Source organism: Paraglaciecola polaris LMG 21857 (genome assembly GCF_000315055.1).
In the GTDB taxonomy this organism is placed as follows: domain Bacteria; phylum Pseudomonadota; class Gammaproteobacteria; order Enterobacterales; family Alteromonadaceae; genus Paraglaciecola; species Paraglaciecola polaris.
In genome coordinates, this window is record NZ_BAER01000017.1 from 195360 (window position 1) to 214273 (window position 18914).

At 44.2% G+C, this 18914-nt stretch carries 17 protein-coding genes; 9 read left to right on the plus strand and 8 right to left on the minus strand.

The genetic code is table 11. The features are described 5' to 3' along the window. Position 1: 1 nt before the first annotated feature. The 6 genes from secG to rlmE form a co-directional block, all read right to left on the minus strand. Positions 2 to 373, minus strand: coding sequence for a preprotein translocase subunit SecG (gene secG / locus GPLA_RS02815; RefSeq protein ID WP_007103300.1), 372 nt, complete (start codon positions 371 to 373; stop codon positions 2 to 4). Between the two features lie 9 nt (positions 374 to 382). After that, the gene (gene tpiA, locus GPLA_RS02820; RefSeq protein ID WP_007103301.1) at positions 383 to 1132 is read right to left on the minus strand and encodes a triose-phosphate isomerase; all 750 of its coding nucleotides are present in this window, start codon (positions 1130 to 1132) and stop codon (positions 383 to 385) included. 129 nt (positions 1133 to 1261) lie between these two features. Then, entirely contained in the window at positions 1262 to 2605 is a 1344-nt protein-coding gene (gene glmM / locus GPLA_RS02825; RefSeq protein WP_007103302.1) for a phosphoglucosamine mutase, read from the minus strand. A 2-nt stretch (positions 2606 to 2607) separates the two neighbouring features. Next, the gene (folP, locus tag GPLA_RS02830) at positions 2608 to 3432 is read right to left on the minus strand and encodes a dihydropteroate synthase (protein ID WP_007103303.1); all 825 of its coding nucleotides are present in this window, start codon (positions 3430 to 3432) and stop codon (positions 2608 to 2610) included. An 87-nt stretch (positions 3433 to 3519) separates the two neighbouring features. Continuing rightward, the gene (gene ftsH, locus GPLA_RS02835; RefSeq protein WP_007103304.1) at positions 3520 to 5496 is read right to left on the minus strand and encodes an ATP-dependent zinc metalloprotease FtsH; all 1977 of its coding nucleotides are present in this window, start codon (positions 5494 to 5496) and stop codon (positions 3520 to 3522) included. A 52-nt stretch (positions 5497 to 5548) separates the two neighbouring features. Then, a complete protein-coding gene (gene rlmE, locus GPLA_RS02840) occupies positions 5549 to 6178 on the minus strand; it encodes a 23S rRNA (uridine(2552)-2'-O)-methyltransferase RlmE (protein ID WP_007103305.1) in 630 nt (209 codons plus the stop codon). A 95-nt stretch (positions 6179 to 6273) separates the two neighbouring features. On the opposite strand from rlmE, the gene yhbY reads away from it, so the two are divergent. After that, positions 6274 to 6570 carry a ribosome assembly RNA-binding protein YhbY gene (gene yhbY / locus GPLA_RS02845; RefSeq protein ID WP_007103306.1) on the plus strand — a complete coding sequence of 99 codons (297 nt, stop codon included), beginning with the start codon at positions 6274 to 6276 and terminating at the stop codon, positions 6568 to 6570. A gap of 132 nt (positions 6571 to 6702) precedes the next feature. Here yhbY and GPLA_RS02850 read toward each other — a convergent pair whose 3' ends face one another. Both GPLA_RS02850 and GPLA_RS02855 read right to left on the minus strand, forming a co-directional pair. Beyond that, positions 6703 to 7194, minus strand: coding sequence for an FKBP-type peptidyl-prolyl cis-trans isomerase (locus GPLA_RS02850; protein ID WP_007103307.1), 492 nt, complete (start codon positions 7192 to 7194; stop codon positions 6703 to 6705). Positions 7195 to 7288: 94 nt separating this feature from the next. Further along, positions 7289 to 9676 carry a Lon protease family protein gene (locus GPLA_RS02855; RefSeq protein WP_007103308.1) on the minus strand — a complete coding sequence of 796 codons (2388 nt, stop codon included), beginning with the start codon at positions 9674 to 9676 and terminating at the stop codon, positions 7289 to 7291. 429 nt (positions 9677 to 10105) lie between these two features. On the opposite strand from GPLA_RS02855, the gene leuS reads away from it, so the two are divergent. The 8 genes from leuS to rodA are packed head-to-tail and all read left to right on the plus strand — an operon-like array spanning position 10106 to position 18880. Beyond that, positions 10106 to 12709 carry a leucine--tRNA ligase gene (leuS, locus tag GPLA_RS02860; protein WP_040513821.1) on the plus strand — a complete coding sequence of 868 codons (2604 nt, stop codon included), beginning with the start codon at positions 10106 to 10108 and terminating at the stop codon, positions 12707 to 12709. Between the two features lie 15 nt (positions 12710 to 12724). Continuing rightward, positions 12725 to 13246 (plus strand): LPS-assembly lipoprotein LptE, encoded by a 522-nt coding sequence (locus GPLA_RS02865; protein WP_007103310.1) that lies wholly within the window; start codon positions 12725 to 12727, stop codon positions 13244 to 13246. Continuing rightward, positions 13246 to 14268 carry a DNA polymerase III subunit delta gene (gene holA, locus GPLA_RS02870; protein ID WP_007103311.1) on the plus strand — a complete coding sequence of 341 codons (1023 nt, stop codon included), beginning with the start codon at positions 13246 to 13248 and terminating at the stop codon, positions 14266 to 14268. The genes GPLA_RS02865 and holA overlap by 1 nt, the downstream gene beginning before the upstream one ends. Further along, positions 14265 to 14924 carry a nicotinate-nucleotide adenylyltransferase gene (gene nadD / locus GPLA_RS02875; protein WP_007103312.1) on the plus strand — a complete coding sequence of 220 codons (660 nt, stop codon included), beginning with the start codon at positions 14265 to 14267 and terminating at the stop codon, positions 14922 to 14924. Before holA ends, nadD begins: the two co-directional genes overlap by 4 nt. 48 nt (positions 14925 to 14972) lie before the next feature. Next, positions 14973 to 15290 carry a ribosome silencing factor gene (gene rsfS, locus GPLA_RS02880; RefSeq protein ID WP_007103313.1) on the plus strand — a complete coding sequence of 106 codons (318 nt, stop codon included), beginning with the start codon at positions 14973 to 14975 and terminating at the stop codon, positions 15288 to 15290. 45 nt (positions 15291 to 15335) lie between these two features. Further along, positions 15336 to 15806: a 23S rRNA (pseudouridine(1915)-N(3))-methyltransferase RlmH gene (gene rlmH, locus GPLA_RS02885; RefSeq protein WP_040513822.1), complete on the plus strand. Its 471-nt coding sequence runs from the start codon at positions 15336 to 15338 to the stop codon at positions 15804 to 15806. Positions 15807 to 15808: 2 nt separating this feature from the next. Beyond that, positions 15809 to 17740, plus strand: coding sequence for a penicillin-binding protein 2 (gene mrdA, locus GPLA_RS02890; RefSeq protein WP_007103315.1), 1932 nt, complete (start codon positions 15809 to 15811; stop codon positions 17738 to 17740). A 15-nt stretch (positions 17741 to 17755) separates the two neighbouring features. Continuing rightward, positions 17756 to 18880 carry a rod shape-determining protein RodA gene (gene rodA / locus GPLA_RS02895; RefSeq protein WP_007103316.1) on the plus strand — a complete coding sequence of 375 codons (1125 nt, stop codon included), beginning with the start codon at positions 17756 to 17758 and terminating at the stop codon, positions 18878 to 18880. Positions 18881 to 18914 lie beyond the last annotated feature (34 nt).

An 18914-nucleotide genomic window follows, 5' to 3' on the forward strand; every position in this document is an offset into this window, starting at 1 on the left:
TTTAACTTTGAGGTATATCGCTTGCAGGTACTTCTGATGTAGTAACGGGCACATCAGACTCTACCGGTGCCGTTGTAGATTGAGCTGGCTCATCTAAAACAGGCACTTCAATGTTCTGCCAATCGTCAACCGCTTTTTCTTTATCAGCTGTTTGATTGCCTAAAATTAAACTAATAACGAAGAATAATGTAGCTAATATTGCAGTAGTACGCGTTAGGAAATTACCTGAACCTGATGAACCAAAAACGGTGTTTGAACCGCCACTACCAAATGATGCGCCCATATCTGCGCCTTTGCCTTGTTGAACAAGTACAAAGCCGATCAACATAATCGCTACAATCAAATAAACTACAATTAATACTTCGTAAAACATGTGTCGCCTCTATCGCTTTGCCGCTAGGCAAATGCTTAAAAAATCTTCTGGGTTTAAACTGGCACCGCCAATCAAACCGCCATCTACATCAGGTTGAGAGAACAGCTCGACAGCATTGCTGCCTTTTACACTACCACCGTACAAAATCACACATTGCTTAGCGATATCACTCTCTTGCTTTGCCAAATGTTGACGTATAAATGCATGCACTTCTTGTGCTTGCGCTGGACTTGCTGTTTTGCCTGTACCTATGGCCCAAACCGGCTCATAAGCAATCACAATATCGTTAAATGCAGCAATGCCAACTTTACTTATTACCGCGTCTAATTGCGCAGCAATATAATCAAATAATTGCCCACTCTCGCGAATGTCTTCTGGTTCACCAACGCAAAACAATGGTATAAGTCCGTGTTTTAACGCTACATCAACCTTTTCGGCAACAAGTTCATTCGACTCGTTGTTATCAGCACGTCGCTCTGAATGGCCTAAAATAACATATTGGCAATTCATTTCTTGCAACATACTTGCAGCGGTTTCACCCGTATGTGCACCAGATTCAAAATGGCTAATTGTTTGTCCACCTAAGGCGAACGCACTACCATTGAAACCACCTAGATAAGGAAAAGGTGGGCACACAACAACATCTACATGGGAAAGCTCTGCGTTAGAAAATAACGCTTCCATCTGTTTAATTAAAGCCAGATTTCCGTTCATCTTCCAGTTACCTGCCACTATCGGCCGACGGTTACTCATATGCATCCTAACTCCTGTAGTGCCAGTGAAAAGCGCGCGAGATATTAACTAACCTGTTACCATTATACAAGTAGCAGAATTGAATTTTAACGACTTTTATTCGCTAAATAAAGGAGCGCATTTAATATTGCTGACTTATTGTCCAGTTGCCGTACGTACAGCATCTGCAATATGCTCTGCCCACTTCCTAGAATCCATAGCGTCATTCGCCTCAACCATAACGCGGATCAAGGGTTCAGTACCGCTTTTTCGCAGTAATACTCGACCTCGATCGCCCAATGCATCCTCCGCTTCGACAACGCTACTTTTGACGTCTTCAGACTGTAAAGGTGTGTCCCCTTCATTGAAACGAACATTAATAAGCGTTTGTGGGAACTTTGTCATTCCACGACTGAGCTCGCTTAACGTCATATTGGCGTTTAACATAGCCGCTAGAACTTGTAAGCCTGCAACTATACCGTCACCGGTTGACGCAGCCTCTAAATTCAACACGTGCCCTGAACCTTCTCCGCCAATCGACCAGCCTTTACGACGTAGTAATTCAAGAACGTAACGATCGCCAACTTTACTGCGTTCAAACGGCACACCTAAGGTACTCAGCGCCACCTCTAAGCCAAGGTTGCTCATCACAGTGCCCACGACGCCACCATTAAGTTTACCTGCCTTGAGCGCATCACGGGCAATGATATATACGATCTGGTCACCGTCGATTACATTACCGTTATGATCAACCAACATAATGCGATCACCATCACCGTCTAAGGCAAAACCAAGATCTGCTTTGTTCTTGATGACACTATCAACAATCGCTTTCATTGAAGTTGCGCCTACTTTACGATTGATGTTCAAACCATCAGGCTGCGTGCCGATTTCAATGACATCCGCGCCCAGCTCACTTAATACATTCGGTGCGATGTGATAAGTGGCACCATGGGCACAATCCACCACGATCTTTAAACCTTTGAGGGACAGATTGGACGGGAAGTTGCCTTTACAAAACTCAATATAACGCCCTGCTGCATCGGAAATACGCACTGCTTTACCTAATTTATCAGAGGCAACACATTCCATAGGTTTGTCCATCTGGGCTTCAATGGCGAGCTCAATGTCATCATCTAACTTAGTGCCGTCTGCAGAAAAGAATTTAATACCGTTATCATAATAAGGATTATGCGATGCACTAATGACGATGCCAGCCTCAGAACGGAAAGTCTTGGTAAGATAGGCAATTGCAGGCGTAGGCATAGGGCCAAGTAAACCAATATTGATCCCAGCAGCAGATAAGCCAGCCTCGAGTGCCGATTCCAACATGTATCCTGATATTCGGGTGTCCTTACCGATTAAGACTTTATTGGTACCACTGCCCGCAAGCACTTTCCCTGCAGCCCAGCCAAGCTTCATCACGAATTCGGGGTTGATCATATTTTCCCCTACTTTGCCGCGAATGCCATCGGTACCAAAATATTTTCTGTCTCTCATTATTATTTTTCCTTTTGTAACATCGACACTATTTTTACTGCATCAACGGTTTCTTTTACATCGTGTACACGAATAATCTGCGCGCCTTTCAGCGCGGCTATCGTCGCCAATGCCACACTCCCTGCTAAACGCTCTTCCACTGGTCGATTAAGAAGTTGTCCGATCATAGATTTACGCGACATACCGACTAACAATGGATAACCATGGCGGTGCATATCATCCAATTGCGCTAATAGCTGATAATTATGCTGCAAGCTTTTACCAAAGCCAAAACCCGGATCAAATATTATGTTTTCGCGTTGTATTCCCGCTTGCACACATACGTCCGCTCTGGTGAGTAAAAATTGCTCTATATCGCCCATCAAATCGTCATAGTGAGGGGCGTGCTGCATACTTCTGGGCTGGCCACGCATATGCATTAAACACACAGGTACATTCGCTTGAGCAGCCGCTTGTAAAGCGCCCGACTCCTGTAATGCTCGCACATCGTTAATGAGTCCAGCTCCAGCTGCCACCCCCGCCTTCATTACCTCGGCTTTACTGGTATCGATGGAGATAAGGGTATCAAACCGAGCATTCAACGCTTCAATCACTGGAATCACTCTATCAAGCTCAGCTTGTAGGGTAACATCTGCCGCACCAGGACGAGTAGACTCTCCGCCGACATCGATAAATTCGGCGCCCGCTTCGATCATTTCACACGTATGAGCAATCGCCTTATCGATATGAGTAAAAGCACCACCATCAGAGAAAGAATCAGGCGTTACATTCAGTATTCCCATCACTTTTGGGCCATTGAGGCTCAAGCTTTTGTCATTAAAATTCATGGTTATAATGCGTACACACCTAATTCGCGCTAAAAAAAACGCTTTGTTGATCACTCAACAAAGCGTCTGTCTCTCATACAAGTTTAATTAGTTAGTCGCATCGCCCGGCTTACCAACCGTCGACTCAGACTTTTTCGGCTCTTTCGTTTCGCCAGAATCATCTTTCCCCTTAGGTTCATCACTTACAGATGCGCCACCAGTCGGAGGCGTACTGTCATTTTTCGAATCTTCAACCCAATCAGCAGGTAAGCGCACATCAGTACGTGCCATTAAATCATCAATCTGTTTTGCATCAATGGTTTCGTATTTCATTAAACAGTCTTTCATGGAATGCAAAATATCGATGTTATCAGTCAGTATCTGCTGTGCACGAGCATAGTTTCTATCGATCAATGCTTTCACCTCTGCATCAATAGCTCGAGCGGTATCATCCGACATATGCTTCGATTTAGCCATACTGCGCCCAAGGAATACTTCCCCTTCTTCTTCAGCATAAAGCATAGGTCCCATTTTGGTTGATAACCCCCACTGGGTAACCATTTTACGCGCGATGTCAGTGGCACGTTCGATATCATTCGATGCCCCTGTGGTAACGCGATCTTCACCTAAAGTTAACGCTTCGGCAATTCGACCGCCAAACAAGCTCGAAATCATGCTTTCAAGATGTTGCTTGCTATGACTGTATCGATCCTGTTCAGGTAAGTACATCGTTACGCCCAACGCGCGACCACGAGGAATAATCGATACTTTATAAACGGGATCATGCTCAGGCACCAATCGGCCCACAATAGCGTGACCAGCTTCGTGATAAGCAGTATTGGTTTTTTCTTCTTCTGACATCACCATGTTTTTGCGCTCAGAGCCCATCATGATTTTGTCTTTGGCTTTATCAAACTCTTCCATTGAAACAGTACGTTTACCGCTTCTGGCTGCAAACAATGCCGCTTCGTTAACTAGGTTAGCTAAGTCTGCACCTGAGAAACCAGGCGTACCACGCGCAATGTAAGAAGGCTCTACGTTGTCGCCTAATGGCACTTTACGCATATGTACTTTCAATATTTGTTCACGTCCGCGAATATCCGGTAAACCTACGTGTACTTGACGGTCAAAACGACCTGGGCGCAATAATGCGGGGTCAAGTACGTCTGGACGGTTAGTCGCCGCAATAACAATAATGCCTTCGTTACCGCCGAAACCATCCATTTCAACTAACATTTGGTTTAAGGTTTGCTCACGTTCATCATGACCGCCTCCCATACCGGCGCCACGTTGGCGACCCACTGCGTCGATTTCATCGATGAAGATGATACACGGTGCGGCCTTTTTAGCTTGTTCGAACATATCACGCACACGAGAAGCGCCGACACCTACAAACATTTCTACAAAGTCAGAACCTGATATTGAGAAGAACGGCACTTTCGCTTCACCAGCAATGGCTTTTGCCAATAGTGTTTTGCCCGTCCCAGGAGGACCAACTAACAACACTCCGGTAGGAATGCGTCCGCCTAACTTCTGGAATTTGCTAGGGTCACGTAAGAAGTCAACTAATTCGGAAACGTCTTCTTTGGCTTCATCACAACCGGCAACATCTGCAAACGTTGTTTTGATTTGGTCTTCACCCATCAGCTTAGCTTTACTTTTACCGAATGACATGGCTCCTCGACCACCGCCGCCGCCTTGCATTTGACGCATGAAAAATATCCATACCCCAATCAGCAATAACATTGGGAACCATGAGATAAAAATAGAGGTAAGCAATGAAGGCTCTTCAGGTGGTTCGCCAAGAATTTTTACATCTTGTTTTACCAAATCTGAAATAAGCTGATCATCAAAGTAAGGGATATAGGTAGAGAAGCTCTCCCCTGACCGTTTAGTGCCTTTAATTTCTCGTGATTCACTATCAATACGCACTTCACGGATTTGTCCTTGATTTGCTTCTTTAAGAAACGTTGTATAATCCGTTTGTACCTTTGATGACTCCCCCGGAGAAAAACTCTGGAAGACTGACATCAAAACGACAGCTATGACCAACCATAAGATTAAATTTTTTGCCATGTCGCTCAAGTTGTTGACCTCTGTTATTTCAATTCTGTTGCGTATCTCACGCCTGAGAGTACTATAATTTAAAGCCCGTCGCTACCAGATAAACCTCTCTGGAGCGCGCTCGGGATGAATCAGGTTTACGGGTTTTAACCACTTTAAAGGCACTTTTTACCTCATTAAAGAATTGGTCAAAACCTTCACCCATAAAAACTTTAACGGTGTAGTTGCCGTTTTTCTTTAGTACCTGTCGACACATATCCAGTGAAAGTTCGACTAAGTACATCGATTTCGCTTGATCTGCTGTATCGTTGCCCGTCATGTTCGGCGCCATATCGGACATAACAACATCTACGTTCTTTCCGCCGATTTTGTTCAATAATGTATCGAGTACGGCTTCCTCGCGAAAATCGCCCATTAAGAAATCAACGCCAGGTAAGGGATCCATCGATAAAATATCACAGGCGATTACCTGTCCTTTATCCCCGACTTGTTTAACCGCATATTGCGACCAACCGCCAGGAGCAGCACCCAAATCGACTACCGTCATTCCTTCTTTAATCAGGCCGTCTTTCACCTGAATTTCTTCTAGCTTAAAAACAGCCCTAGAACGCAGACCTTGTTTTTGTGCCTGAATGACATATTTATCGTCAAAGTGCTCTTTTAACCAGCGTTTACTGCTTTCAGATTGCTTATTTTTACCCATTGGCTTCGTTTGTCATTAGGAATACTTGCAAGATGGCGCTAGAATACTGGTTTTCAACTGTTCACATTCAATATAATTGTAAGAAATATTACTCAATGACTCTATCAAACAAGCAAAAACAACACCTTAAGGGCCTCGCCCATTCACTTAAACCTGTGGTACAACTAGGGGCAAATGGATTGACCGAAGGCGTATTGGCTGAAATTGAAGGCGCACTTAGCCATCATGAACTCATTAAAGTTAAAGTACCCACTGAAGACAGAGAAGAGAAAAGCTTGATCATGGATGCCATCATTCGTGAAACAAAAGCAGAAAAACTACAATCTATCGGACATACCTTGGTATTATTTCGTCAAAGTGACGAGAAAAAAATCGAACTACCGAGAAAATAATAGTTACATTGCAAAATATCCCGTATTAAGAGGTTAATTTAGCCGCCTTAATACGGGATATTTTGTCCAATGAGGTTCAACTTTCTAATCGCTAACCCGCTTATACTTGCTGTATCGTGCGCAATTTTACGATTAGTGGTGGTGACCACCCACGCCGTGAGCATGCCCATGCTGAATTTCTTCTGACGTAGCTTGACGCACGTCTACCACCTCTAAATCAAAACTCAGTGTTTTACCGGCCATTGGATGATTCAAATCCACAGTCACCATAAATTTACCGACTTTTATCACAGTAACTTCGCGCTGACCTTTTTCGGTATTTACGACTGCCGTCATACCCGCCTTCCACTTTTTGGTACCTTGGGCATCTTGCAAATGTTTCATAGGTATACGCTGTTCTGCGTCGGTTTGAATTTCACCATAAGTTTGAGCAGGCTCAAGTTCAACGGTAAAACGATCCCCGACAGCCTTACCTTCAAGTGCTGATTCTACCCCCGGCATCATGTTGTCATGCCCATGAAGATAGGCAACCGCCTCGGCATCACGATTGTTTTCAAGTTCAGTACCGTCTAATTCGGTGATGATATACCTGAACTGTACTACTGTGTCTTTTACGATTTGCATGGATATTTTCTCGTCATAAATAAAGTGCGCCGCAGTCTAGCAAAAACACAGAATTGTGAAATCATATTTGACTGGGATCTATTATCGGTAATGTCTATTCGTCGTCGCTACCGTTCACCACATTTGCAATATTCAGTAAACTGCTTACGGCCATGTAATTGATTGTCCCTTTGGGGTAGCGACCTTTAGTGTTCATTGTGCCTACGTCTTTATCCATCAAAAGTTCAAGGGCTTGATCGACCGTTTCTACAACACAAATGTGAAATTTTCCTAATTTAACGGCTGCGATGACATCCTTATCTAGCATCAAATTAATTTGATTAGATTTAGGGATAATCGCCCCTTGATGACCCGTTAAACCACGATGTTGACAGAGTTTGAAAAAACCCTCTATTTTCTCATTAACCCCGCCTACAGACTGCACCTGACCATACTGATTGATCGAACCCGTAATGGCCAAATCTTGGCGAGTGGGGATATTCGTCAAGGCCGAAATCAGCGCAACTAACTCAGCCAATGAAGCACTGTCACCGTCTATGTGACCATAGGACTGCTCGATTGCAATATTCGCTGACAACGTCAGCGGAAACAACTGTGCGTATTTATGCCCAAGGTAACCCGTTAACAACATCACGCCTTTTGAATGTATTGGTTGCCCCAACTCTACTTCTCGCTCGATGTCCACCACACCGTTAGCACCGGCATACACAGTTGATGTGATACGCGCAGGGGTGCCAAATAAACAATCACCTACCTCGAGCACAGTAAGTCCGTTGACCTTACCAACATCAACGCCTTCGGTGGCAATCAATATTTGTCCCTGTTTGATGTCATCTAACACCGCTTCACTTACGCGCCCAGTTCGGCGAGTTTTTGCACTTAACGCGGCCTCTATATGTGTAACGTCTAAATCCAGATCCTGGCTTTTCCGACAAAAATACAAACTCTCATTGAGCAGCTCTATCACATCAGAAAAACGTGCTGACAATCGTTGCTGATGTTCGGCCATGCGCAAACTGTATTCCACTAACCGGTACATAGCTTTGGGCGAAATACTGTTTAAACCTAATTGCGTCACTTGGTGACGCACACGACCAACAAAATCATATAAGGTTTGCTTATCGAGCTGAATTTCATGATCAAAATCGACCAACACCCGAAATAACTCGTAGAATTCATCATCGTAATCTTGCAAGTTGTAATACAGTTCACGGGAACCAAGTAATACGACCTTGACGTTAATAGGAATTTGTTGCGGATTCAGCGTAATCGAGTTGACCATGCCTACATCGGCCTGAGGTAAGTCCATTTTTAAATGGCCCGATTTCAGAACCAGTTTTAGCGTCTCCCAAGCGAAAGGTTGGGTAATCAACTTATCTACATCAAGCAACAAATACCCACCATTGGCTCTATGTAATGCACCAGGGCGGATCATACGATAATTGGTAAATACCGAACCAGAAACGTTGGTATATTCAACACGACCAAACAGGTTCTGATGAGTAGGGTTCGGTTCATAAATAACCGGTGCGCCACTGTTTAATTCGTGACTAACCAGAATATTAGGTAGGTATTGCTCTTCCAATACAGAACGCCTGTCGTACTCATCATGTTTTTCGTCTTTTTTATCATCCGCCAGTATTTCTACTATGGTTTCGACTAAATGGGGTTTAAGTTGGCGTAAGAATTTCAATATACCTAAATCAGCAGCATATTGATGTTCAAGCTCTTTCAGCAAGGGTTTAATACCTTGCTCTGCCGTATCTTTTTTGAGATGGCGAAGTTGCTCTGAGGAGGCTCGCTTCCATTTGGGTAACTCAATCAAGGCTTCACTTAATCGATTCTCAAGTTCATCGATTAAGTGATAGTACTGCTGGCGATCATCATCACTTAATTTAGCAAAGTCAGCGTCTGTGATCGGTTTCCCATCCACTATCGGTGAAAAACTAATGTTGCCATTTTCTTCGTACAAAGCCACATTTTGCGCTTGAGCGAGCTGCTCAACAGTATCAATGGCCTGCTCATAACGTTGATCAAATTCCCGAGTAATCGCCACCTTTTTACGTTGATAACCAGGGTTATCAAATGCTGCGGGAAAGGTGTCAAGCAGCTCGTCGACTAATTGCTCCATATTTTTAACTAAGCGCTTACTTTCCCCAGGAGGCAAACGTAGGGCAAAAGGTTCGCGCTCATCATCAAAATTGTTAATGTAGCACCAATCATCTGGCGTCAGCACTTTGCGTACATACTTGGCAATGTATTCGTGCACTAAGGTAAAGCGACCCGTTGCTTGCTCACCCATCACATATAAATTATACCCCTTGGCATCTATGCCTAAACCGAAATCGAGGGCTTCTCTAGCACGTGCTTGACCGATAAACGTTGCCTGAGTGGCTTGCTCATCTTTCAAAGCGTGATTAATCAAGCGCCGACTCGGTTTCGCGGTAATATCTTTCAAACTCAGGGCGTATTTAAGATGCATAATAGAAGTGAGTTTTCCTTTTCGGACAAATGAAATATGACGGTTTTATACTGCACACTATCGATCATCGTATTGGCAAAAAATGCTTAGCGCGAAAGCTAGATATAGAGCGTTAATAAGCCGCTTCAATTTATAAACTGTTGCTAATCAAATGTATAATAACAAATATTCTGGAATAACATGCCGCACTTTATCGCCATTTACGCATTTATGTTACGTGTCCACCAGTAACACTCCTTTACTAATGACAACTTCCTAACATTCAATTTGTATATAACTTACAATTTGACGATAACTTTAGTGCTGTTAATAGAGTTTTTACGATAAATGCTTGGAAAACGGTGTTCTGCTCTTGTGACTCAGCAAACCGTTAGGGTATTCTTACCGGCTATCTTATTTAATACTTTATCTTCGCGGAAACTCTTTTTAATGGCCGAAAAAAATTACGAACCTCAGAAAATAGAACAAGAGGTACAAGCGCTTTGGGAAACCAATCAAACTTTTAAAGCAACAGAACAAGAAGATAAAGAAAAATTTTACTGCTTGTCTATGTTTCCTTATCCAAGTGGCCGCTTGCACATGGGTCATGTGCGTAATTATACCATTGGCGATGTAGTCAGCCGTTTTCAGCGTATGAACGGTAAAAACGTATTGCAACCTATGGGTTGGGATGCATTTGGTTTACCCGCCGAAAACGCTGCGTTAAATAACAACACAGCTCCAGCCAAATGGACTTATCAAAATATTGATTACATGAAAAACCAGCTGAAATTGTTAGGCTTTGGTTATGACTGGGATCGTGAAGTCGCTACCTGTAAAAAGGACTACTACCGCTGGGAACAATGGTTCTTTACCCGTTTATATGAAAAAGGCTTGGTTTATAAGAAAAACTCAACCGTCAACTGGGATCCTGTTGACCACACCGTACTCGCAAATGAGCAAGTTATTGATGGGCGTGGCTGGCGCTCGGGCGCTTTAGTTGAGCAAAAAGAAATTCCTCAGTGGTTTATCAAAATCACTGATTACGCAGAAGAATTACTGTCCGATTTAGAACAACTAGAAGATTGGCCTGAGCAAGTCCGCGCCATGCAAAAGAATTGGATCGGCCGTTCTGAAGGCGTCGATATCACTTTTAACCTGAGCGAAAGTGCAGCTGACATCAGTAGTTTCGATGTCTATACCACTCGCCCTGATACCCTTTACGGTGTGACATATGTGGCCGTCGCGGCACAGCACCCACTAGCATTACACGCAGCGCTAAGCCGCCCAGTTTTAGCTGAATTCATCGAATCGTGTAAAAATACCAAGGTTGCCGAGGCTGAACTTGCCACCATGGAGAAAAAAGGCTGTGACACAGGTTTGTTCGCCATTCACCCGTTAACGGGTGAGAAAGTTGCAGTATGGGTCGCCAACTTCGTACTTATGGGTTATGGCTCGGGTGCCGTCATGTCGGTACCAGGGCACGACCAACGGGATTGGGAATTTGCCCAGAAATACAGTTTGCCCATTAAGCAAGTTGTACAGCCAGCACCAGATGACAACCAAGAGTGTGACTTGTCTGTTGCTGCTTACACCGAAAAAGGCCTACTGGTTAACTCCGAGCAGTTCAATGGTTTAGCTTTTACAGAAGCATTCGATGGGATTGCGGCCAAACTTGAAGCGCTTGGTGCGGGCAACAAAAAAGTTAACTATCGTCTTCGTGATTGGGGCGTTTCACGCCAGCGTTACTGGGGCTCACCTATCCCTATGCTAAATCTCGAAAACGGTGAGTCAGTGCCGGTCCCCGTTGACCAATTGCCCGTAGTGTTGCCTGAAGACGTGCAAATGAACGGTGTTATTTCACCGATCAAAGCCGATCCTGAATGGGCAAAAACCGAATATAATGGCCAACCTGCCCTACGTGAAACCGATACGTTTGATACCTTTATGGAATCGTCGTGGTATTACGCTCGCTACTGTAGCGCGCAAAACCAGGACGCAATGCTTGATCCAAAACAAGCCAATTACTGGTTACCTGTGGATCAATACGTAGGAGGCATCGAGCATGCCATACTGCACCTTTTGTATTCCCGTTTCTTCCACAAATTACTGCGTGACGAAGGGCTTGTTAACTCCGATGAGCCATACAAACGCCTATTGTGCCAAGGTATGGTACTCGCTGACTCGTTTTATAGAGAAGACGAAAGTGGCAAAAAAGAATGGTTTTCGCCAGCGGATGTGGACACGGTGAAAGATGAAAAAGGCCGTATCACCCAGGCCCAACTAAAAGCCGACGGCAAACCTGTTGAGCACGGTGGCATGACCAAAATGTCAAAGTCGAAGAACAACGGTATAGACCCACAACATGTAATTGATTTATACGGCGCAGATACCATTCGTGTATTCACCATGTTCGCCGCGCCACCAGAGCAAACATTAGAGTGGGTGGATTCAGGTGTTGAAGGCGCAAACCGTTTCATTAAGCGCTTATGGAAACTTTCCCAGGACGTAATTGATCTAGGTGATGTGCCAGTGGTTGATATAAAGTCATTAAATGGCGAGCAGAAAAATCTGCGCCGAGCAATTCATCGTACCATAGCAAAAGTGACCGATGATGTAGGCCGTCGTCAAACCTTTAACACAGCGGTTGCTGCGATTATGGAGCTTTTAAATAACTTACAAAAAGCACCACAAGTTACACCGCAAGATAACGCTGTTTTGCGCGAAGGTGTTGAGGCCATGGTGTTGCTTCTTAACCCCATTGCGCCGCATATGTGTCACGTGTTGTGGCATGACTTGGGCCATAAAAATGATATTGAAACAGCGCCTTGGCCTAAGGTCGATGAATCAGCACTTGTGGAAGACGAAAAGCTGATCATTGTCCAGGTTAACGGTAAAGTTCGCGCTAAAATCACCGTCGCCGCAGATGCAAGCCAAGAGCAAGTACAAGCCCTTGGCCTAGCACAAGAAAACGTGCAGCAATTTGTGGAGAATAAAACTGTACGAAAAGTTATTTATATTGCAGGAAAACTGCTAAATATCGTCGCCAACTAACGAGTAGAAAACGCAATGCGAAACCTAATCACCTGTTTATTATGCAGTTTTATCATCAGTGGATGTGGTTTTTCATTGCGTGGTAATTATGAATTGCCGGACAGTATCTCTCAATTACGCTTGGCCTCTGCTGAAACTCATTCAGCCCTTGAACGAGCCCTGCGTAATGAGCTGAAGCCTTATAATGTGGATATTATTGAGTCTGGCGTTGCAGGCGACTCAAATCTACTCAATGTGTATCTTCTCAGCGATACATTAGATCGACGTCTACTGTCATTGTTTACCACAGGGCAAGTTGCAGAATATGAATTAATCTATACGGTACGTTATGAACTACAGTTTTCGCAACGCGACGCACAACTTGTGGAATTTGACATAAAACGCGAGTATCAAGACGATCCTGACGCTGTATTAGCGAAATCTCGAGAACTTGAACTGGTGTTATCTGAGATGCGCAAACAAGCTGCTAATCAGATCATTCATCAGATTTCTATCGCCCAACGATCTTCAGCAAATACTGCGATCCCTAAGATTTAATGCAAGTTTATCCTAACCGTTTTAACGCCTCGTTAAACAAGGGGCTACAGCCCTTCTATCTAATATTTGGCGATGAGCCACAACAAAAGTTAACGGCTATTCATCAAGTTAGAAAAGTAGCATTAGCAAACGGTTTCGACGAACGTCAAACCTTGGTTGCTGACGCCCAATTTGACTGGCAGAAATTACTTGAGGCAACACAAACCTTATCGTTATTTTCGTCTAAGCAGTATATTGAACTTGAACTACCTACCGGCAAACCAGGCACCCAAGGTAGTAAAATATTGATTGAGCTATGCGCGCAAAATAATCCAGATATATTACTGGTTATCCACGGGGCCAAAATAGCCAAAGACGTGCAAAATAGTAAATGGTTTAAAAGCCTAGATAAACTAGGTGTGTATGTGCCTTGTTATCCGTTAGAAGGTAACGCACTGCAACAATGGTTAATGGAGCAAATGCGCACTCAAGGTTTGCAGGCCTCAGGGGACGTTACACAGTTATTAGCAGAGTACTGTGAAGGTAATTTACTGGCTGCCAGTCAAGAGATTGAGAAACTATGTTTACTTTATCCTAAAGGCAACCCCACCTTAGAGCAGGTTGAGCAAGCGGTGGTGGATCAGTCCCGATATAACGTATTCCAGCTAATTGATGTTTTGCTCACTGGTGACAGCCAAAAGGCGGTTAAGATGCTTTATCGCTTAGAAAGTGAAGGGATCGAACCCAATATCATCATGTGGGCATTGACCCGAGAATGGCAAACTTTACGGGCATTGCAAGCAAGTAAGCAAGCGGGCCAAGCAATTAACTGGAATCAACACCGTATATGGAAAAACCGTCAAGGTCTGTACCTGTCTGCGTTACAGCGTTTAACCCCTTCGCATCTGCAACAACTGCAGTACAAACTCAATATCATGGACAATGCACTAAAGCAGTCTCAAGTTCAGCGTCCTTATGTTGAACTGTGTCATCTGTGTTTGCTGTTTGTACCTGTCTCTCTTGAAAATTATGCTTTAAATTGAATAAGTTACGACCAGCATTAGGCATATTCGGCGGTACGTTTGATCCGGTCCACTATGGTCACATCAAACCGGTTATTGACGCGGCACAACAAGCAGGGGTGCAATCAGTCGCTATGTTACCCTGCCATATTCCAGTGCATAAAGACCTCGCCCCCAGTGCAGCAAAACATCGTTTAGCCATGCTTAAATTAGCCATTGAGTGTTATCCTCAATTGTATATCGATGACCGTGAAATACACACCTCTGCCCCGTCGTATACCATACATACATTGCAAGCGCTGCGCGCTGAATACCCAAGACACCCCTTGTGTTTTTTCATCGGCATGGACTCGCTGCACTCACTCGCTACTTGGCATGAGTGGCAAGCGTTATTCGATTACTGTCATTTTGTCGTCTGTTGTCGCCCAGGCTCACAAACAACGCTATCCAAAGAGCTCCAGCAGCTGTTAAACGAGCGTCAAGTCATGACAAATAATGCTTTACACAATGCCTTGTACGGTAAAATATTTTTGGCGGACACACCCCTACTGGCAATTTCATCTACGGATATTCGTCAACATATTCAACAGGGGTTATCTACCAATAATATGGTTGACCCCAAGGTACGGGCATACATACAGACACATAAGTTATATCAGCCAAGTACCACTTTCTGATAAACTAACGATAATTCATTTAATACACATTTTATAAAAGGAATCCCTTTGGATCACGAACAATTAAAAGCCTTTGTGGTAGAAAAAATTGAAGACCTAAAAGGTCGAGATATCATAGATTTAGATGTATCAGAGAAATCAAGCATCACTGAAACCATGTTGATATGTTCAGGTAACTCAAAACGTCACGTGGTATCGATTGCCGAAAATGTTGTGGTTGAAGCAAAGCAAGCGGGCAACCCTCCATTAAGTATTGAAGGACGTGAACTTGGTGATTGGGTATTAGTTGACCTGGGTGACGTGGTTTTACATGTGATGCAAGATGATGCCAGAGATTTTTATCAATTAGAGAAACTTTGGGGCTAATAAGCCCTCAAACCCCTAGCTTTACATTACCAAGTAGATAACGCCATGCGAATTCAACTAATAGCCGTTGGCAGTAAAATGCCAGGTTGGGTCGAACAAGGTTACCAACAGTACGTTAAACGCTTCCCTGCTGATATGCCACTTAGCTTGACAGAAATCCCTGCCGGTAAACGTGGTAAAAATGCCGATATAAAACGCATTTTGCACAAGGAAGGTGAGTTAACCATGGCGGCTATCCCAAAAGGAAATCGTATTGTGACCCTTGAAGTCACAGGTAAGCCTTGGGATACCCCTTTACTTGCTAGTAATATGCAAAAATGGCAAATGGATGGCCGGGACGTCAGCCTGCTGATCGGTGGACCAGAAGGATTGGCCCCCGAATGTATTGCTGCATCTGAACAAAAGTGGTCTTTATCACCGTTAACTCTCCCCCACCCTTTGGTGCGAATTATCGTGGCAGAAAGCTTATATCGCGCTTGGTCCGTTAACACCAATCACCCTTATCACAGAGAGTAACAATGGCCCGCCCACGTGTGACGATAAAGGATCATACTGCTGAAGCAAACCTGTTTGCTCGGCGCACTGTGATAGCGATGTTAGTTATTTTTACCATGATCGCCATGGTATTGAGTAATCTATACTATCTACAAATAACCCGTTTTGAGGATTATCAGACTCGCTCAAATGGAAACCGTATAAAAATACTCCCCGTCGCACCTAATCGAGGCTTAATTTACGACCGAAATGGTATTTTATTGGCCGAAAACCGTCCCGTTTTCAATCTTGAAGTCATTCCTGAGAAAGTCGAAAATTTGGAAAAAACACTCGGTTTGCTAAGTGTTTTATTGGATATTGATGAAGACGAAGTAACTGATTTTTATCGTGAAATAAAACGCAATCGACGCTTTAAGCCTGTTTCATTGCGAAAACGTTTAACCCCAGAAGAAGTCGCACTGTTTTCAGCCAATCAACATAAATTCCCCGGCGTCAGTGTTGAAGCACGTCTAACACGTCACTACCCCTATGGTAAAACCCTTACGCATGTGTTGGGTTACGTGTCAAAAATTAACAAAAGAGACTTACAGAAACTCAGCGAAGCTGGGCTGGAAGCGAACTATGCTGCCACCCATGATATCGGCAAACTCGGGGTCGAGAAGTATCATGAAGATATTCTCCACGGTCAGGTGGGTTATCAAGAGGTCGAAGTCAATAACCAAGGGCGAATTATCCGCACCTTGAATTTCAATCCCCCGGTGCCTGGGCAAGATATAGTGCTCAATATCGATCTTGCATTACAGCAAGAAGCTGAGAAAATTATGGACGGCGATAAGGGTACTGTGGTTATGCTCGATTCCAACAATGGCGGTGTTCTCGCCATGTTTAGCAGCCCAAGTTATGATCCTAATTTATTTGTGCACGGTATCAGCAGCAAAAACTACAATCGGTTATTGAATTCAAAAGGACGCCCACTTATTAACCGTGCGACCCAAGGCCAGTACCCTCCGGCGTCCACGATTAAACCCCATTTAGCCTTAGTCGGATTAGAGCAAAAAATTGTTACCCCCGAAACACGCATTTTTGATAATGGTAAATACCGCTTAAAGAATGTCGAGCACGTATGGCGAGATTGGAAAACCTGGGGACACGGATGGGTCGATTTAACCTCCGCTATTGAGCAATCCTGCGATATTTATTTTTATGACCTTGCTTACCGATTAGGCATAGATAAAATCAGCGACAACATGTTTGAGTTTGGTTTTGGTGATTACACCGGCATCGATTTACACGAAGAATCAGATGCCAATATGCCCAGTCGCGGATGGAAGCGGGCACGATTTAATCAGCCTTGGTACATTGGCGATACCATTCCGGTAGGGATTGGCCAGAGCTATTGGACAGTTACCCCAATTCAATTAGTACAATCCGTTACCACGTTAATGAATCACGGGCGGCGATTCATCCCACAAATCATGCGCGGCAAATATCAGGACAAAGAAGTGGTATTAGAAGGCAGCAAAGAGCGTAGACCCTTGGATGTAAAAAATATTAAAAATTGGGATATTGTTCTCGATGCTATGTATGGTGTCGTCAACCGCAAGACAGGAACGGCACGCAAAGCATTTATTGATACCCCCTATGTATCTGCGGGTAAATCAGGTACTGCGCAATTGGTCGCCATCGCTCAGGATGCAAAATATGATGCTGATAGCCTCGCGGAAAACTTACGTGACAATGCTATGTATGTGGGTTTTGCCCCTTACGAAAAACCTGAAGTTGCGGTGACCGTAGTCCTTGAAAACGCCGGAGGCGGCAGTTCACAAGCAGCACCTTTGGCAAGAAAAATGATGGATAAATATTTTGCGGGGCGTGAATTTACCCCTCGGCCCGAAATACAAGAACCCAGCAAGTCCCAAGATGTCGCCCTTCACTCATCTGCTCACAACCATTAATCCTTGGCTATCGCTATGAATATGATGTTACGTACAAAACTTGACCCCAATAAACGTTCGTTGCTCAATCGCATACATTGTGACGGGCCGTTATTGCTTGGGCTATTGGTGCTAATGGCCGTAGGGTTGGTGACAATATATTCTGCCGGAGGCCAAGACTGGCAGTTGATTGACCGCCAATTGGTGCGTTTAGGTTTAGCTATGGGTGTTATGTTGGTTGTGGCACAGATCCCAACCTTGGCCTATCAAAAACTATCCATTTATTTTTATGTTGTTGGGGTGGCTATGTTAGTAGCCGTGATCATTTTTGGTGATATAGGTAAAGGCGCACAACGTTGGCTAGACTTAGGCGTACTGCGCTTTCAACCGTCCGAAATAATGAAGCTTGCCGTCCCTATGGTAGTTGCTTGGTACATCAGTCAATTCAATTTGCCGCCTAAATTACGTCATATATTGATAGGTTTTATATTGGTAGGGATCCCGACTTTGTTGATTGCCCAACAACCTGATCTAGGTACCTCGTTGTTGATTGCCAGTTCCGGGGTTTTCGCGCTTTTCCTCGCGGGTATGAGTTGGCGCTTTATTGGCGCAATTGCGCTATCAGTCTCTGTTTTCAGCCCTATTATGTGGCACTTTTTGATGAAGGACTACCAGAAACAACGGGTACTGACATTCCTTAATCCCGAAAGTGATCCTCTCGGTTCAGGTTACCATATAATCCAATCGCAAATTGCCATCGGCTCCGGCGGAGCGGAAGGAAAAGGCTGGTTACAAGGCACCCAATCTCAATTGGAATTTCTGCCGGAACGCCATACAGATTTTATCTTCGCTGTATTCAGTGAAGAATTCGGCTTTTGGGGCGTGGTCGGTTTATTGGCCATTTATACCTTTATCGTCATTCGCGGCATGATCATCGCCAATCGAGCCCAAGACGCCTTTAGTAAAATTTTAGCTGGCAGTATTACCCTGACATTTTTTGTTTATGTTTTCGTCAACATGGGCATGGTATCTGGCATATTGCCCGTGGTTGGCGTTCCGCTTCCATTGGTCAGTTATGGCGGTACATCAATGGTGACCTTATTGGCGGGTTTTGGCATGCTAATGGCGATTGCGACGCAAAAACGTTTATTGTCCCGTTAGCCTAAGCTGGTTATTCTTCCGGTTATTGTTTTTT

Coding starts and splice junctions, on each gene's coding strand:
- yhbY (WP_007103306.1), top strand. CDS start 6,274: ATGACTCTATCAAACAAGCAAAAACAACACCTTAAGGGCCTCGCCCAT.
- mrdA (WP_007103315.1), top strand. CDS start 15,809: ATGGCCCGCCCACGTGTGACGATAAAGGATCATACTGCTGAAGCAAAC.
- rlmH (WP_040513822.1), top strand. CDS start 15,336: ATGCGAATTCAACTAATAGCCGTTGGCAGTAAAATGCCAGGTTGGGTC.
- GPLA_RS02850 (WP_007103307.1), bottom strand. CDS start 7,194: ATGCAAATCGTAAAAGACACAGTAGTACAGTTCAGGTATATCATCACC.
- leuS (WP_040513821.1), top strand. CDS start 10,106: ATGGCCGAAAAAAATTACGAACCTCAGAAAATAGAACAAGAGGTACAA.
- tpiA (WP_007103301.1), bottom strand. CDS start 1,132: ATGCATATGAGTAACCGTCGGCCGATAGTGGCAGGTAACTGGAAGATG.
- GPLA_RS02855 (WP_007103308.1), bottom strand. CDS start 9,676: ATGCATCTTAAATACGCCCTGAGTTTGAAAGATATTACCGCGAAACCG.
- glmM (WP_007103302.1), bottom strand. CDS start 2,605: ATGAGAGACAGAAAATATTTTGGTACCGATGGCATTCGCGGCAAAGTA.
- GPLA_RS02865 (WP_007103310.1), top strand. CDS start 12,725: ATGCGAAACCTAATCACCTGTTTATTATGCAGTTTTATCATCAGTGGA.
- holA (WP_007103311.1), top strand. CDS start 13,246: ATGCAAGTTTATCCTAACCGTTTTAACGCCTCGTTAAACAAGGGGCTA.
- rlmE (WP_007103305.1), bottom strand. CDS start 6,178: ATGGGTAAAAATAAGCAATCTGAAAGCAGTAAACGCTGGTTAAAAGAG.
- folP (WP_007103303.1), bottom strand. CDS start 3,432: ATGAATTTTAATGACAAAAGCTTGAGCCTCAATGGCCCAAAAGTGATG.
- rodA (WP_007103316.1), top strand. CDS start 17,756: ATGAATATGATGTTACGTACAAAACTTGACCCCAATAAACGTTCGTTG.
- secG (WP_007103300.1), bottom strand. CDS start 373: ATGTTTTACGAAGTATTAATTGTAGTTTATTTGATTGTAGCGATTATG.